We start from the raw sequence: 14765 nt of genomic DNA, 5'->3' as shown, positions 1-14765 counted from the left end.
GGATCCGGGGGCGAAGGGGCGTCAGCCGAAGAAGCGGGCGAGGGACGAGGGGGAGACCGCCCCGGCGGCGTTCTCCGGAGCGGACTCCCCGTCCTGCTCCTCCCCGTCCTCGTCCGTGACGCCGGGCCGGGGGACGGGCTTCGGCGGATCCGGGGTCTCGTCGTCCTCGCCGGTGTTGACGCACTGGAACATCCAGTTGGCGGCGGCCAGGTGGTCCACCGCGGCGGCGAGGAGATGGTCGGTGAGCGACCACTCCGCCGCCTCCCCGTGCATCTCGCGCTGCACCGCGCTGTCCGCCGGCAGGTGCCTGATCATCACCGTCAGCCGCCGGCTGGAGAGGTCGCCCCGGTGCCAGTCGAGGAGATCGGTGGCGTAGTAGCGGAGCAGGTCCGCCTCAAGGGCCTCGGCGTGTTCGTCGACGAACTCGACGAGGCTCAGTCTTCCCCCAGGCCGAGCCCGGTCTCCTTGCCGTAGGCCTCCAGGATGGCGGCGATGTCCTGCATCGTGAGGTCGTGCTCCTCGAAGCGGACGTACTGCTCCTCACCCATCAGGAGTTCGAGCAGACCGTCCACGTCGTTGTCGTCGAGCTTCCGCAGCGCCTTCGCGGTCTTGCGGGAGAGCTCGGTGGGAAGCGTGTAGGACTCGCCGTCCAGCTCGAAGGACCAGGTGCGGCCGTGGGCCTCCAGGCGCTGGGCGCGGGCGGCGTTGACGTCGAAACGGGCCATGGTGTGCGTACTCCTTGTTCGCGTGGTGCGCGTGGGTGAAGAGGAGAGGGGGTGGGGCGGGACGGCGGTGCGCCGTCCCGCCCCGGGCGGACCCCCCGCAGAGGACGGACCCCTGCCGGGGACAGACCTCTGTCGGGGAGCCCTGTGGGGATGGATCAGACGGACGCGCTGTACTGGGTGTCCTTCATGAGGAAGGTCGCCAGCGGCTTGCCGTCGCCGTTCGACATCGCGCTGAAGGTGATGCCGAGGGAGGCGGCACCCTTGCGGTTCAGCTTGATGTCGTCGGTGGCGGTCACCTGGCCGCGCGGGATGATGAAGCGGTAGGTGACGGCGGTGGTGCCACCGGCCTTGACGTCGGTGAACTCGAGGCCGAGGGCGCGGGCGTCCGCGTACGGACGCTCGGCGATGTCGTACGTGTAGACGTCGGTCGCCGGGGCCGGGGCGGCCTTGACGCTGCCACCGCCCATGAAGAACGGCAGCGTGTCCTCGTTGAACTGGAGCATCGAGAACTTCAGGGACAGGTCACGGGCCGAGTAGACGTAGTGGATCGGGGAGACCGACTGCCACGAGTCGATGGCCTCCAGCTTGTCCTTCTTCGAGAACGTGACACCGTCACCGGTGGTGTAGCCGAGGTTCGTCCAGGTCGTGGACGCCCAGTCGGTCGCCGGGTCCGCGCCGAAGGCCGGGGCGGTGGCACCGGCGTTGGCGACGAAGAGCTTGCCGACGCCGGCGACGCGGATCTCGGCGGAGTTGTTTCCTGCCATGGTGGGGTTTCTCCTTGGTGAGGGGGTGGGGGCGCCGCCCCGGCCGGAGGGCTTCCGGGTCCGGGTACGGCAAAGGCCCCGCCGGATGGGCCGGCGAGGCCTGGTCTGTGGGGAGCGGTCGCGGGGGCGACGCGCTCGGGGTGGGGCGCGCGGAGGTCTAGAAGACGTCCAGCGCGAGCTGGATGACGCAGAGGTAGCGGTTGGCGCCGCGGTAGAGGTAGTCGGGCATCCAGCGCGGCCCGTCCTGCTCCTCGACGTCGCTCACGAAGACGGAGCCGAGCTGCTTGCCCATCGTGGCGAGCAGCGCCTTGCGGGCCGCGTTCGCGGTGACGTGGGCCGCGGGCTTGGTCGGCCCGTACACCTCGAACTCGATCAGCGGCTTGTCGACGTGCAGGTCGCCGATCCAGGCGCCGCCGCGGCGGTTCACCAGGACGGCGTTCTGCGTGCCGTCGAAACCGGCCGGGGCCTGGGCCGCGATCGTGACGCCGGCCAGCGCCGGGTCGGCCTTGAGGACGTCGACGACCAGCTTCTCGACGTCCGGGAACGCACTCGGGGGAGTGGTCATGACGGTTCTCCTCGTGAGGAAGGGGAGGGGCGGGACGGGTGGTGCGGGGCCCGCGCGGTGCGCCGCCGGGGCGCGGTGCGCGGGTGGTGCGGGGTGCCGCCCGGGGCGCTCGACGCGGGGAAGGGGGGGAGCCGCGGAGCGCTCCCGGACGGCGGACGGCGGAGTCTGCGGCCCGTCTCGCGGGCACAGCTCCGCCGCTGCACCAACTGTGACAGAGAGCGTGCGCGCACGCAACTAGTTGCGGGATCGGGCCGGAAAGCGGCGCGGCGGCACACCGGCACGGGGCTCCGCCCCGGGTCCGCCCCCGGTCCGGCCTGCGGCTCCCGCCGGACCGGCGCGGGGCGCCCGCCGGACCGGGGGCGGGTCCGGCCCTGGCCGGCACCGGGCCGGGTGACCCTCCGGGCCGGGCGACCTTCCGGGCCGGGCGACCTTCCGGGCCGGGCGACCTTCCGGGCCGGGCGACCTTCCGGGCCGGGCGACCTTCCGGGCCGGGCGACCTTCCGGGCCGGGCGACCCTCCGGGCCGGGCGACCCTCCGGGCCGGGCGACCTTCCGGGCCCGGTGACCCTCCGGGCCGGGCGACCCTCCGGGCCCGGTGACCCTCCGGGCCGTCCGCCGGAAGGGCCGGTTACCTTGGGCGCCCCGAACCACCAGGAGCCGCCCCGTGTCCCTCCGCCCCCGCCTGCTCTACGTGACCGACCTCGCCTACCCCGCCCGCGGCCGTCGGTACGGCGACGAGGACGTCCGGCTCACCGCCCGGCTGCGCGAGGACTTCGACCTGGCGCTCTGTCACCCGCTCGACGCCGCCGCCCTCATGGACGGCTTCGACGCCCTCGTCGTGCGCAACAGCGGGCCGGTCATCGGGTACCGGGAGGAGTACGAGGCCTTCCGCGAGCGGGCCCGCGCCCTCGGCGCCCGGGTCTACAACCCCCTCCACGGCCGCGGCGACATGGCCGGCAAGCAGTACCTCCTCGACCTCACCGCCGCCGGGCACCCCGTCATCCCCACCGTCGACCGGGCCGAGGACCTCCACCTCCTGCCGGAGGCCGCCGCGTACGCGGTCAAGCCGAAGGCCGGCGCCGACTCCATAGGGCTGCGCTTCCTCCCGTACGAGGAGCTCGCCGGGCTCGCGTACGGCGAGCTCCTCGTCCAGCCGCGCGTCGACTTCCGGTACGAGGTCTCCTTCTACTTCGTCGACGACCTCTTCCAGTACGCCCTGTACGCCCCCGACCCCGAGCGCCGCTGGGTCCTGGAGCCGTACGAACCCACCGCCGACGACCTCGCCTTCGCGCGCCGCTTCGTCGACTGGAACACCCTCGACCACGGCATCCAGCGCGTCGACGCCTGCCGCGCTCCCGGCGGCGAGCTGCTCCTCGTCGAGCTGGAGGACCTCAACCCGTACCTCTCCCTCGACCGCGTCCCCGAGGAGACCCGCGACCGCTTCGCCGCCGCCTTCACCCACTCCCTCCACCGCTTCCTGGAGGCGTGACGCGGCGGCACGACGAAGCGCCCCGCGTCCGGAAGGGACGCGGGGCGCTTCTCGTACGAGTCGTACGCGGGATCAGGCGGTGCGGGGCCGGCGGCGGGCCAGGCGCTCCGCCGCGAAGACGTCCTCCAGGCGGAAGAGCTGCGCCCGGCCGGCCCGGCCCGCGGCCCGCAGGTGCCCGAGCTGGACCCACTTGCGGATCGTCGCGGGTGCCACCCCCGCCTCCTCGGCGGCCAGCGGGCCGGGGACCAGCGTGGGCAGGGCGGGCGAGCTCAGCATGAGGTCTCCTTCGTGTCGTCCATCGCGGTCTCGATCTCCTCGGTACGGGTCCCCGAGGCCTCCGACAGCTCCTGCCACCGGTCCTCGGCCCAGAGGTGCCGGTAGGCGGGGTCGTCCTGACAGCCGCACACCTCGTCGGCGCAGACGCAGGCCGGGTTCACGCACAGCACCGCGCGCCGGTCCGGGAACGCCCGCAGCGACACCGAGTCGCACCAGGGGCAGCGGCCCGAGACCCGCACGATCGTCTCCGCGTCACCGAGCGTCCGGGCGCAGCGGCGGGCCATCCGGCGGATCTCGTCCCGCACGTGCCGGGCCAGGTCCGGGTGGGCCGCGATCCGGTCGAGCAGCGCCACGAGGCGCCGGAGGCGGTCGACCACCCCGGCCCGGGGCGGGCGGGGCAGGGCGAGCCGGGCGCAGACCGCCTCCTCCAGTTCCACCACCCCGTCGGTGATGTCGCGGATGGCGTCGGAGACGTGCAGCCGGATCGGGGCGGCCCCGTGACCGGGGACGACGAGGCCGTGCCGCTGTTCGAGCAGCAGGGCCTCCCGGCGCTCCTCGCGGATCAGTTCGTCGCGGCCGGCGGGGGAGGGCCCGGTGGGGGAGGGGGCGGGTCCGCGCCGTCCGGGCGCGAGCTCCTCGGCGAGCTCGGGGAACTGCCGCACCAGGGAGGCGGTCCAGAGCGTGACGTCCCGCAGCACGGACTCGGTGTCGGTGCGGTCAGCCACGGCGGACGCCACCCTTCGCGGCGAGCGCCTTCGCCACGCGGTGGGTGTCCGCCGGGCGTCCGTTGCGCCAGAGGCGGCCCGCGCAGACGCCGTCGAAGTAGCTCTCGGCCGGGGCCACCGTGGTCTCGCACTCGCTCCGCACGGGGCAGGAGGCGCAGGCCCGCAGGGCGGGGGCGGCCTCCTTGGCGCGGCGGGCGAAGACGACGGACGGGGAGAGGCCGGCGCACGCGGCGGAGGCCTGCCAGGGGGACGGGTCGGGATGGAACAAGGGGTTCTCCACGGGCCGGGGCCCGCCCGGGCCGTCCATGGGGCCGGTGGGGCGCCTGGGGCTCAGGGGGCCGACGAGTGCGGCGGCGAGCCAGACTTGCACGTTGCGTGCGAGCGCGCAACAAAAATCGGGAGGGTCCCGGCACACCCTTCACCGATTCGACACGATTGCGTGCCCGAAAGCACGTAATTCCGTGCGCGCAAGCACGCTAAGGTATGGGATCCGGAGGGTGGGGAGCGAGGAGCGGTACACATGAGCACTCAAGGGCTCGACGAGTTCGCAGGCTGGGTGGAAGGCCTGATGAGACAGCGCGGTTACGACATCGACAGCCCGCGCGGCGGCGGCAAGTCCCGGATCGCGGACGAGGCCGGCGTCCACCGCGCCGCCGTCACGCGCCTGCTGCAGCGGCAGAGCATGCCCGACCTGGAGACCATGCGCCGGATCGCCCCGCTGCTCGGCGTCTCCGTCCGCGACATGCTCATCCGGTCCGGCCGCGTGACGCCCGAGGAACTTCCGATGGCGGCGGACCTGCTGCCGCCGAGCGACTGGCAGCCGTCGTTGGAGGACTTCGCCCGCTGGCTCGGGGTCCCCGACGAGCGCATGGGCGTCTTCGTCAAGGTCGTCAACCAGTTCCTGGAGCCCGACGCCGACACGGCGGACGCCGGCGAGACCGCCGAACCCCGCCGCACCGCGCGGGACTGACCGGGGCCGACCGGAGCCGGGTCGCTTCCGCGGGCCGCTCCGGCGCGAGCTCCGGCCGCGGGGCGCGACGCCCCGGGCCGGAGCCGGGACGTGGCGTCCCGGCCCCGGTCCGGACTCCTGCGCCGGAGCGGTCCGGACTCCTGCGCCGGAGCGGTCCGGACTCCTGCGCCGGAGCGGCCCGGACTCCTGTGCCGGAGCGGTCCGGGCCCCTGCGCCGGGGTGTCCCGGACCTCGTCCGGGCCCGTGCCCCGGAGCGGCCGGGCCCCCTCCGGGCCCGCGGGCCGGGGCCTCCCGGGGCCGGTCCGGGGTGCCGTGCGGGAGCGATCCGGGCCCGCCCCCGGCCGGAGCCCCGTGCGCGTGGGCATTTGTTTTGACCGGAGTCCGTGCGATAGGTACGCTCAAGCCTTGTGCCTGGGGTGTGCCTGGGCTCCCGTGCGTGTCCTCAACCGCACGGCGAGTCAGATACCGGCCGCCGCGATCCGCGCTTTTTCCGCCTCGTGCGGAGGTCCGCGAGATTCGACACACCCGACCGCGTGGGTCGGTGAATGTTCCAGGTTAGTTTTACCGACGGCACACAGAAACCGGAGAAGTAGTGCCTACGATCCAGCAGCTGGTCCGTAAGGGCCGGCAGGACAAGGTCGAGAAGAACAAGACGCCCGCACTCGAGGGTTCCCCTCAGCGCCGCGGCGTCTGCACGCGTGTGTTCACGACCACCCCGAAGAAGCCGAACTCGGCCCTCCGTAAGGTCGCGCGTGTGCGTCTGACCTCCGGCATCGAGGTCACGGCCTACATCCCGGGTGAGGGTCACAACCTGCAGGAGCACTCCATCGTGCTCGTGCGCGGTGGCCGTGTGAAGGACCTGCCGGGTGTTCGTTACAAGATCATCCGCGGTTCCCTCGACACGCAGGGCGTCAAGAACCGTAAGCAGGCTCGCAGCCGCTACGGCGCCAAGAAGGAGAAGTAAGAATGCCTCGTAAGGGCCCCGCCCCGAAGCGCCCGGTCATCATCGACCCGGTCTACAGCTCTCCTCTTGTCACCTCGCTGATCAACAAGATCCTGCTGGACGGCAAGCGTTCCACCGCCGAGCGCATCGTGTACGGCGCCATGGAGGGTCTTCGCGAGAAGACCGGCCAGGACCCGGTCATCACGCTGAAGCGCGCTCTCGAGAACGTCAAGCCGGCCCTCGAGGTCAAGTCCCGCCGTGTCGGTGGCGCCACCTACCAGGTGCCGATCGAGGTCAAGCCGGGCCGCGCGTCCACGCTGGCCCTCCGCTGGCTCGTCGGTTACTCCCGCGCCCGTCGCGAGAAGACCATGACCGAGCGCCTCATGAACGAACTCCTCGACGCCTCGAACGGCCTCGGTGCGGCCGTCAAGAAGCGTGAGGACACGCACAAGATGGCCGAGTCCAACAAGGCCTTCGCGCACTACCGCTGGTAGTCGCAACCCACATCGAGACCGAGAGAAGACTGAAGCCTTATGGCTACCACTTCGCTTGACCTGGCCAAGGTGCGCAACATCGGCATCATGGCCCACATCGACGCGGGCAAGACGACCACCACCGAGCGGATCCTGTTCTACACCGGCGTTTCGTACAAGATCGGTGAAGTCCACGACGGCGCTGCCACGATGGACTGGATGGAGCAGGAGCAGGAGCGCGGCATCACCATCACGTCCGCCGCGACGACCTGCCACTGGCCGCTCGAGAATGTCGATCACACGATCAACATCATCGACACGCCGGGTCACGTCGACTTCACCGTCGAGGTGGAGCGTTCGCTGCGCGTGCTCGACGGTGCTGTCACCGTGTTCGACGGTGTGGCCGGCGTCGAGCCCCAGTCCGAGACCGTCTGGCGTCAGGCGGACCGCTACGGCGTTCCGCGCATCTGCTTCGTCAACAAGCTCGACCGGACCGGTGCCGACTTCCTCCGCTGCGTCGACATGATCGTGGACCGCCTCGGCGCGACCCCGATCGTCATGCAGCTCCCGATCGGTGCCGAGGCCGACTTCCAGGGCGTCATCGACCTGGTCCGCATGAAGGCTCTTGTCTGGTCCGCCGAGGCCACCAAGGGCGAGATGTACGACGTCGTCGACATCCCGGCGGACAAGGCCGAGCTGGCCGAGGAGTACCGCGCCAAGCTCGTCGAGGCCGTCGCCGAGAACGACGAGGAGCTCATGGAGCTCTTCCTCGAGGGCACCGAGCCCACCGAGGAGCAGCTCTACGCGGCGATCCGTCGCATCACCATCGCCTCCGGCAAGGGCGGCGAGACCACGGTCACCCCCGTGTTCTGTGGCACCGCGTTCAAGAACAAGGGCGTTCAGCCCCTGCTCGACGCCGTCGTCCGCTACCTGCCGTCCCCCCTGGACGTCGAGGCCATCGAGGGCCACGACGTCAAGGACGCCGAGGTCGTCGTCAAGCGCAAGCCGTCCGACGACGAGCCGCTGGCCGCCCTCGCGTTCAAGATCGCGAGCGACCCGCACCTCGGCAAGCTCACCTTCGTCCGGATCTACTCCGGTCGCCTGGAGGCCGGCACCGCGGTGCTGAACTCCGTCAAGGGCAAGAAGGAGCGCATCGGCAAGATCTACCGCATGCACGCGAACAAGCGTGAGGAGATCGACTCGGTGGGCGCCGGCGACATCGTCGCCGTCATGGGCCTCAAGCAGACCACCACCGGTGAGACGCTGTGCGACGAGAAGAACCCGGTCATCCTGGAGTCCATGGACTTCCCGGCGCCGGTCATCCAGGTCGCCATCGAGCCCAAGTCCAAGGGTGACCAGGAGAAGCTGGGTGTCGCCATCCAGCGTCTCGCGGAGGAGGACCCCTCCTTCCAGGTCCACTCGGACGAGGAGACCGGCCAGACCATCATCGGTGGCATGGGCGAGCTTCACCTCGACATCCTCGTCGACCGCATGCGTCGCGAGTTCAAGGTCGAGGCGAACGTCGGCAAGCCGCAGGTCGCGTACCGCGAGACGATCCGCAAGGCCGTCGAGCGCGTGGACTTCACCCACAAGAAGCAGACCGGTGGTACCGGTCAGTTCGCCAAGGTGCAGATCGCGATCGAGCCCATCGAGGGTGGCGACGCCTCCTACGAGTTCGTGAACAAGGTCACCGGTGGCCGCATCCCGAAGGAGTACATCCCTTCGGTCGACGCGGGTGCGCAGGAGGCCATGCAGTTCGGCATCCTGGCCGGCTACGAGATGACGGGCGTCCGCGTCATTCTTCTCGACGGTGCCTACCACGAGGTCGACTCCTCCGAGCTCGCGTTCAAGATCGCCGGTTCGCAGGCCTTCAAGGAGGCCGCGCGCAAGGCTTCTCCCGTCATCCTCGAACCGATGATGGCCGTCGAGGTCGTCACGCCCGAGGACTACATGGGTGAGGTCATCGGCGACATCAACTCCCGCCGTGGCCAGATCCAGGCCATGGAGGAGCGCAGCGGCGCTCGCGTCGTCAAGGGCCTCGTGCCTCTCTCGGAGATGTTCGGCTACGTCGGCGACCTCCGCAGCAAGACCTCGGGTCGCGCAAGCTACTCGATGCAGTTCGACTCCTACGCCGAGGTTCCGCGGAACGTCGCCGAGGAGATCATCGCGAAGGCCAAGGGCGAGTAACTCTCCCGAGTTCACGCTTTAGGCTTGACACCAGTCACCGGGGCTCGACCCCCGAAACCCGAGGAATCGGGCCCCGGTTACTGGCATCCCAGCAAAGATCACCTGGCGCCGATGAAGCAAGGCGTTCAGAACCACTCCAGGAGGACCCCCGTGGCGAAGGCGAAGTTCGAGCGGACTAAGCCGCACGTCAACATCGGCACCATCGGTCACATCGACCACGGTAAGACGACCCTCACGGCCGCCATTACCAAGGTGCTGCACGACGCGTACCCGGACCTGAACGAGGCCTCGGCCTTCGACCAGATCGACAAGGCTCCCGAGGAGCGCCAGCGCGGTATCACCATCTCGATCGCGCACGTCGAGTACCAGACGGAGTCGCGTCACTACGCGCACGTCGACTGCCCCGGTCACGCCGACTACATCAAGAACATGATCACGGGTGCGGCGCAGATGGACGGCGCCATCCTCGTGGTCGCCGCCACCGACGGCCCGATGCCGCAGACCAAGGAGCACGTCCTCCTTGCTCGCCAGGTCGGCGTTCCGTACATCGTCGTCGCCCTGAACAAGGCCGACATGGTGGACGACGAGGAGATCCTGGAGCTCGTCGAGCTCGAGGTCCGTGAGCTCCTCTCCGAGTACGAGTTCCCGGGCGACGACCTGCCGGTCGTCCGCGTCTCCGCGCTCAAGGCCCTCGAGGGCGACAAGGAGTGGGCGGACAAGCTCCTCGGTCTGATGAAGGCCGTCGACGAGTCCATCCCGCAGCCCGAGCGTGACGTCGACAAGCCGTTCCTGATGCCGATCGAGGACGTCTTCACGATCACCGGTCGTGGCACCGTCGTCACCGGTCGTATCGAGCGTGGTGTCCTCAAGGTCAACGAGACCGTCGACATCATCGGCATCAAGACCGAGAAGACCACCACCACGGTCACCGGCATCGAGATGTTCCGCAAGCTGCTCGACGAGGGCCAGGCCGGTGAGAACGTCGGTCTGCTCCTCCGTGGCATCAAGCGCGAGGACGTCGAGCGCGGCCAGGTCATCATCAAGCCGGGCTCGGTCACGCCGCACACCAAGTTCGAGGCCCAGGCCTACATCCTGTCGAAGGACGAGGGTGGCCGTCACACCCCGTTCTTCAACAACTACCGCCCGCAGTTCTACTTCCGTACCACGGACGTGACCGGCGTCGTGACCCTCCCCGAGGGCACCGAGATGGTCATGCCGGGCGACAACACCTCCATGTCCGTCGAGCTGATCCAGCCCGTCGCCATGGAGGAGGGCCTCAAGTTCGCCATCCGTGAGGGTGGCCGGACCGTCGGCGCCGGCCAGGTCACCTCGATCACCGCCTGATCGTGATCTGACCTGGTAGCTCGTACGAGCTGCTGAGCAGTGAGGGAAGGCCCCGCACCGAAAGGTGCGGGGCCTTCTCGCGCGTCCGGAGCCGTGGGGCCGCCCGGTGCGACCGCCCGGAGCCCGTACGCCGCCCGATGCGACGCCGGAACCACCGGAGAGGCCCTACGGCCGCCAGGACCACGGGCGGGCGTCCGCGCCCAGGCCCACCACGGTCGCCCCGCGGGGGCCCAGGTGGAGCGAGGCCGCCACGGCCGCCCCCTTCCGCGTGCGGAGCCGGCCGCCGCTCCTGAGCACCGGCCGCCCCTTCCCGTCCGTGCCGAGCAGCACGGTCCCGAGCGCCGCCGAACGCGCGGCGACCACGTCCCCGTACCCGTCGAGGCCGGCGTCGCCGCCCGGGCCGACGAGCCGCGCGGACGCCGGCGCCCGGTGGTACAGCGCGCCGTCCGCGCTCGCCACCGTGGACCCGGAGAGCGGCAGCGCGGCCTCCTGGAGGACGCCGTCCACCCAGTACCGCACGGCGTCCCGGCCCGCCGCGTACACGTGCACCCGGCCGGCCGCGTCCGCCGACACGGCCAGACCGTCCTGGACCTCCGCGTCGCCGGGGAGCGGCCGCCACGGGGACCAGGAGCCGTCCGCCGCCCGGACCCGCTTCGAGACGCCCTTGTCGGCGTTCCGCACGAAGAGGTGGACCCGGCCGTCGGGAGCCGCGAGGGCCACCGGGGCGCCGATCCTGCGGCCCCGGTCGTCCGAGCGCTCCGGGTTCCCCAGGCCCCGCCAGGCCAGGAAGGCGCCGCCGGGGGAGCGCTGCTCCAGGAGCACCACCTCGCGCCGGTTGGCCCCGCCGTGCCCGTCGAGCGCGGCGAACCGCACCCCGAGGAGCAGCACCCGGCCGTCGCCGAGCACCGCCGAGCCGAGCGCGGGCGCGAGCGGGCCGCCGCCCAGGTCCACCGGCTCGCCCCAGACGCCGGGCGCGGACTCCCGCCAGCGGACCGCGCGCAGCCCCAGCACCCCGTACGCCGCGAGCCGGCCGTCCGCCTCCTCGGCGAGGGCCGGGCCCGCGCCCGGCCAGCGGTGGTGCGTGGAGCGCACCCAGCCCTTGCGGTTGGTCAGCGGCCGGTCGCCGCCGACTCCGTAGTCGCCGCAGCCGGAGGGGTTCCCGCACCGCCAGGACGGGTCGCCGCCGTACGGGACGAGCCGGGCGGCCTTCTCCGCCAGGACCGCGGGCGGGAGGTTCTTGGGCCAGTGGCGGTTGTAGTAGCCGCGGAAGGCGGTGGTGGTGAAGGCCGGGACCGGTTCGCCGTCCCGGACCGCGTCCGTGACCCAGCGGCACAGCGCGGCCCAGGTGAAGGAGGCGACCGCCGTGTGGTCCCCGTGGTCGGCGTACCCCGGCTGCTCGGAGTCCCGCTGCCGGGTCGCCTCGTCGCTGTGCTGGACGTCGGGGTCCGGGTCCAGGGTGTGCACGACCGTGGGCCGGTGGCGGCGGAGCAGGCCGACGAGGACGTCGACCAGCTGGTCGTAGTCGTAGGTGTCGGCGCGGGTGACGGGGGAGCCGGCCGACAGGTGGGTGCGCAGCTCCAGGGCCCGGTCCTGCCAGAGCGCGGGCACCGCCATGTAGCGGCGGTGGGTGTGCATCGGCAGGTTGAGGAAGACCAGTTCGACCCTGCGGGAGCCGTGCACGAGGGTGTCGGCCTCCGCCCGCCGGCCGCCGGGGAGGGCCAGCACCTCGCGGCGCCACGGCGCGAACGCGGGGAGGCCGAGCGCCACCGCGTACGACTGGCGCAGGCCCTGGTGGCGGGCGGAGGAGTAGGCCGCCCGGTCCGGGGGGGTCTCCGGCATCCCCGCGACCCGGTTCCGGCCGGTGTGCTCGCCGGCCGTCACGTACACGGAGACGAGCGGGACGCCCGCGTCGATCAGCCGCTGGGTGTCCGGGTTCATGAAGTACAGGTCGTCGTCCGGGTGCGCGGAGAACTGCATGAGCAGCGCCCGCCGGGCCCGCGCCGAGGCGATCGGCCTGCCCGGCGCCGGATCGGCCGTCGGCGCGGTCCGGCGCGGCTCCGGCACGGAACACCCGGCGGCGGCCGCGGTGACCGCGAGGGCGGCGGCGAGAACCGTCCTCCGGCGGGGTGGAGTGTGCAAGGCGTGGCCCCTTCGCTCATCAGTCCACGGGAAGACGGATGTGCGAGCGGCGGGGTTGTGTCCCGGCTGCCCCTCGGAGGGATATCCGAAGAAGATCTCGAAGATGATGCGGCCGGATGTCGAGAGCGAGATCCTGGCAACGACCGGAGGGTGACAGCGCGCCACCGGGGCGGGCGGGACGGGGAGGACACCCGAGATGAAGTACGTCGCGATGATCTACGGCAACCAGGCCAAGTGGGACTCCTTCCCGGCCGAGGCCTGGCCCGAGGCGATCGCCCGGCAGGAGGCCTTCAACCGCAGGTACCGGGAGAGCGGGGAGCTGATCGGCGCGTACGGCCTCGCCGACGCGGCCGCCGCCCAGCTCGTCCGGCGCGAGGGCGGCGCCCCCGCCGTCACCGACGGCCCGTACCTGGAGACCAAGGAGTACCTCGCCAGCTTCTACCTGCTCGACTGCGACAGCCTGGAGCGGGCCCAGGAGATCGCCGCCGACATGCCCTTCGCGGACGTCGACCCCGTCGAGCTGTGGCCGGTCCTGCACGAGTCCGCGGCGGACGTGTGACCGGCGCGCACGAGACCGGGGACCGACCCGTTGTGACCGGCGCGCACGAGATCGAGGACCTGCTGCGCACCCACGCGCCGCAGGTCCTCGGCGCGCTCGTCCGGCGCCACGGCGCCTTCGACCTCTGCGAGGACGCCGTCCAGGAGGCCCTGATCGCGGCCGCGCGGCAGTGGCCCGAGGAGGGGGTGCCCGAGCACCCGCGCGGCTGGCTGCTGACCGTCGCCGGCCGCAGGTTCGTCGACCTGGTGCGCGCCGAGGCCGCCCGGCGCCGCCGGGAGGACGCCGTCGCGCTCGCCACCCCGGACGCCGAACTCCTCGCCCGCGCCGCCGACGACGCCCCGGACACCGACCGGGACGACTCCCTGTCCCTGCTCTTCCTCTGCTGCCACCCGGACCTGTCGCCGCCCAGCCGGATCGCGCTCACCCTGCGGGCCGTCGGCGGCCTCACCACCGCGCAGATCGCCGCCGCCTTCCTCGTGCCCGAGTCGACCATGGCGCAGCGGATCAGCCGGGCCAAGCAGACGATCAGGGCCGGCGGCTGGACGCTCGCGCTGCCCGAGGGCGAGGACCGCACCGCCCGGCTCGCCGAGGTGCGGCACGTGCTCTACCTCGTCTTCAACGAGGGCTACACGGCCAGCGGCGGCGAGGCGCTCACCGCGCCCGAGCTGTCCACGGAGGCGATCCGGCTGGCCCGGATGCTGCACCGGCTGGTCCCCGACGACACCGAGACGGCGGGCCTGCTCGCGCTGATGCTGCTCACCGACGCCCGCCGCCCGGCCCGCACGGGCCCGCACGGGGAACTCGTACCGCTCGCGGAGCAGGACCGGGGGAGCTGGGACGGCGGGCTGATCGCCGAGGGCGTGGAGCTGCTCGGCCGGACCCTGCCGCGGGGCCGGGTCGGCCCGTACCAGCTGCAGGCGGCGATCGCGGCCGTGCACGACGAGGCCCCGTCCGCCGAGGCCACGGACTGGCCGCAGATCCTCGCCCTGTACGAGCTCCTGGAGCGCACCGGGCCGAATCCGATGGTCACCCTCAACCGCGCGGTCGCCGTCGCCATGGTCCACGGCCCGCGGGCCGGGCTGGACCTCCTCGACGGCCTCGCGACGGACCGGCTGCTCGCCCGGAACCACCGCCTCCTCGCGACCCGGGCGCACCTCCTCGAACTCCTCGGCGAGAAGGGGGAGGCGGCCGACGCCTACCGCGAGGCGGCCCGGCACGCCACGAGCGCGCCCGAACGACGGCATCTGACGGAGCGGGCCCGGCGTTCGGGATGACGGCGAGGCGGGGGCGCGCGGGTCAGGAGTACGCGCCCCGGCGCATGGTCATACGTGACGTGGGGTACAGTCTTCGATTCCCGATTGGCGGCCGGATGGCCCCGTATGGCAGACTGTCGGGGTTGCTCGGTTGAGTGCCGATGCTGCGCGCCTCCCGTCGGGAGGACCGGAAGCGAGTCCCACAGTACTCGTCGCTCCTTCTCAGGGGCGGACGTACGGGAATCTTCTGGGAAGCGTCAGCGGGGTGCCGACCAGGCACCCGGTGGGTGATTGCCCCCGAACTGCGGTCATGGCGACCGCGCCCCCTTGGTTGGGAAGTCCTCAGGGACTTCT

At 72.0% G+C, this 14765-nt stretch carries 16 protein-coding genes; 8 read left to right on the top strand and 8 right to left on the bottom strand.

The features are described 5' to 3' along the window. Positions 1-21 precede the first annotated feature (21 nt). The 4 genes from IE180_RS15600 to IE180_RS15585 form a co-directional block, all read right to left on the bottom strand. Positions 22-315: a hypothetical protein gene (locus IE180_RS15600; RefSeq protein ID WP_190157460.1), complete on the bottom strand. Its 294-nt coding sequence runs from the start codon at positions 313-315 to the stop codon at positions 22-24. Positions 316-434: 119 nt separating this feature from the next. Next, positions 435-725: a hypothetical protein gene (locus IE180_RS15595; RefSeq protein WP_030687847.1), complete on the bottom strand. Its 291-nt coding sequence runs from the start codon at positions 723-725 to the stop codon at positions 435-437. A gap of 155 nt (positions 726-880) precedes the next feature. Further along, on the bottom strand, positions 881-1489 hold the full coding sequence (locus tag IE180_RS15590; RefSeq protein ID WP_190157459.1) for a phage tail tube protein: 609 nt from the start codon (positions 1487-1489) through the stop codon (positions 881-883). A 157-nt stretch (positions 1490-1646) separates the two neighbouring features. Further along, positions 1647-2054, bottom strand: a complete 408-nt coding sequence (locus IE180_RS15585) for a hypothetical protein (RefSeq protein WP_123454658.1) — start codon at positions 2052-2054, stop codon at positions 1647-1649. A gap of 663 nt (positions 2055-2717) precedes the next feature. Between IE180_RS15585 and IE180_RS15580 the strand changes: the two genes are divergently transcribed. After that, positions 2718-3542 (top strand): ATP-grasp domain-containing protein, encoded by an 825-nt coding sequence (locus tag IE180_RS15580; RefSeq protein ID WP_190157458.1) that lies wholly within the window; start codon positions 2718-2720, stop codon positions 3540-3542. A 72-nt stretch (positions 3543-3614) separates the two neighbouring features. Here IE180_RS15580 and IE180_RS15575 read toward each other — a convergent pair whose 3' ends face one another. Genes IE180_RS15575 through IE180_RS15565 form a run of 3 tightly spaced genes read right to left on the bottom strand, consistent with a single transcriptional unit; the run spans position 3615 to position 4811 of the window. Then, positions 3615-3818, bottom strand: coding sequence for a MerR family transcriptional regulator (locus tag IE180_RS15575; RefSeq protein ID WP_030687838.1), 204 nt, complete (start codon positions 3816-3818; stop codon positions 3615-3617). Then, positions 3812-4543 (bottom strand): hypothetical protein, encoded by a 732-nt coding sequence (locus tag IE180_RS15570; protein ID WP_190157457.1) that lies wholly within the window; start codon positions 4541-4543, stop codon positions 3812-3814. Before IE180_RS15570 ends, IE180_RS15575 begins: the two co-directional genes overlap by 7 nt. Then, positions 4536-4811, bottom strand: a complete 276-nt coding sequence (locus tag IE180_RS15565) for a WhiB family transcriptional regulator (protein ID WP_190157456.1) — start codon at positions 4809-4811, stop codon at positions 4536-4538. Before IE180_RS15565 ends, IE180_RS15570 begins: the two co-directional genes overlap by 8 nt. Before the next feature lie 252 nt (positions 4812-5063). Between IE180_RS15565 and IE180_RS15560 the strand changes: the two genes are divergently transcribed. The 5 genes from IE180_RS15560 to tuf all read left to right on the top strand — a co-directional run bounded on the left by IE180_RS15560 (position 5064) and on the right by tuf (position 10460). Then, complete coding sequence (locus tag IE180_RS15560; RefSeq protein ID WP_190157455.1) at positions 5064-5513, top strand: helix-turn-helix domain-containing protein; 450 nt, start codon at positions 5064-5066, stop codon at positions 5511-5513. A 592-nt stretch (positions 5514-6105) separates the two neighbouring features. After that, positions 6106-6477: a 30S ribosomal protein S12 gene (gene rpsL / locus IE180_RS15555; protein WP_003948652.1), complete on the top strand. Its 372-nt coding sequence runs from the start codon at positions 6106-6108 to the stop codon at positions 6475-6477. 2 nt (positions 6478-6479) lie between these two features. Then, on the top strand, positions 6480-6950 hold the full coding sequence (gene rpsG / locus IE180_RS15550) for a 30S ribosomal protein S7 (protein ID WP_015035567.1): 471 nt from the start codon (positions 6480-6482) through the stop codon (positions 6948-6950). A 39-nt stretch (positions 6951-6989) separates the two neighbouring features. Further along, complete coding sequence (gene fusA, locus IE180_RS15545; protein WP_190157454.1) at positions 6990-9116, top strand: elongation factor G; 2127 nt, start codon at positions 6990-6992, stop codon at positions 9114-9116. Between the two features lie 150 nt (positions 9117-9266). Next, a complete protein-coding gene (gene tuf, locus IE180_RS15540; RefSeq protein WP_123454669.1) occupies positions 9267-10460 on the top strand; it encodes an elongation factor Tu in 1194 nt (397 codons plus the stop codon). Positions 10461-10625: 165 nt separating this feature from the next. Here tuf and IE180_RS15535 read toward each other — a convergent pair whose 3' ends face one another. Next, complete coding sequence (locus IE180_RS15535) at positions 10626-12599, bottom strand: PIG-L family deacetylase (protein WP_190157453.1); 1974 nt, start codon at positions 12597-12599, stop codon at positions 10626-10628. A 196-nt stretch (positions 12600-12795) separates the two neighbouring features. Between IE180_RS15535 and IE180_RS15530 the strand changes: the two genes are divergently transcribed. Together IE180_RS15530 and IE180_RS15525 are read left to right on the top strand one after the other, a co-directional pair. Next, positions 12796-13158 carry a YciI family protein gene (locus IE180_RS15530; protein WP_030687822.1) on the top strand — a complete coding sequence of 121 codons (363 nt, stop codon included), beginning with the start codon at positions 12796-12798 and terminating at the stop codon, positions 13156-13158. Positions 13159-13190: 32 nt separating this feature from the next. Further along, positions 13191-14432 (top strand): RNA polymerase sigma factor, encoded by a 1242-nt coding sequence (locus tag IE180_RS15525; RefSeq protein ID WP_190157452.1) that lies wholly within the window; start codon positions 13191-13193, stop codon positions 14430-14432. Positions 14433-14765: the final 333 nt, after the last annotated feature.

The sequence above is a fragment of the Streptomyces litmocidini genome, assembly GCF_014649755.1.
GTDB classification, from domain to species: Bacteria; Actinomycetota; Actinomycetes; order Streptomycetales; family Streptomycetaceae; genus Streptomyces; species Streptomyces litmocidini.
The sequence above is the reverse complement of the archived record's forward strand: the minus strand, read 5'-3'. Positions and strand labels throughout refer to the sequence as shown.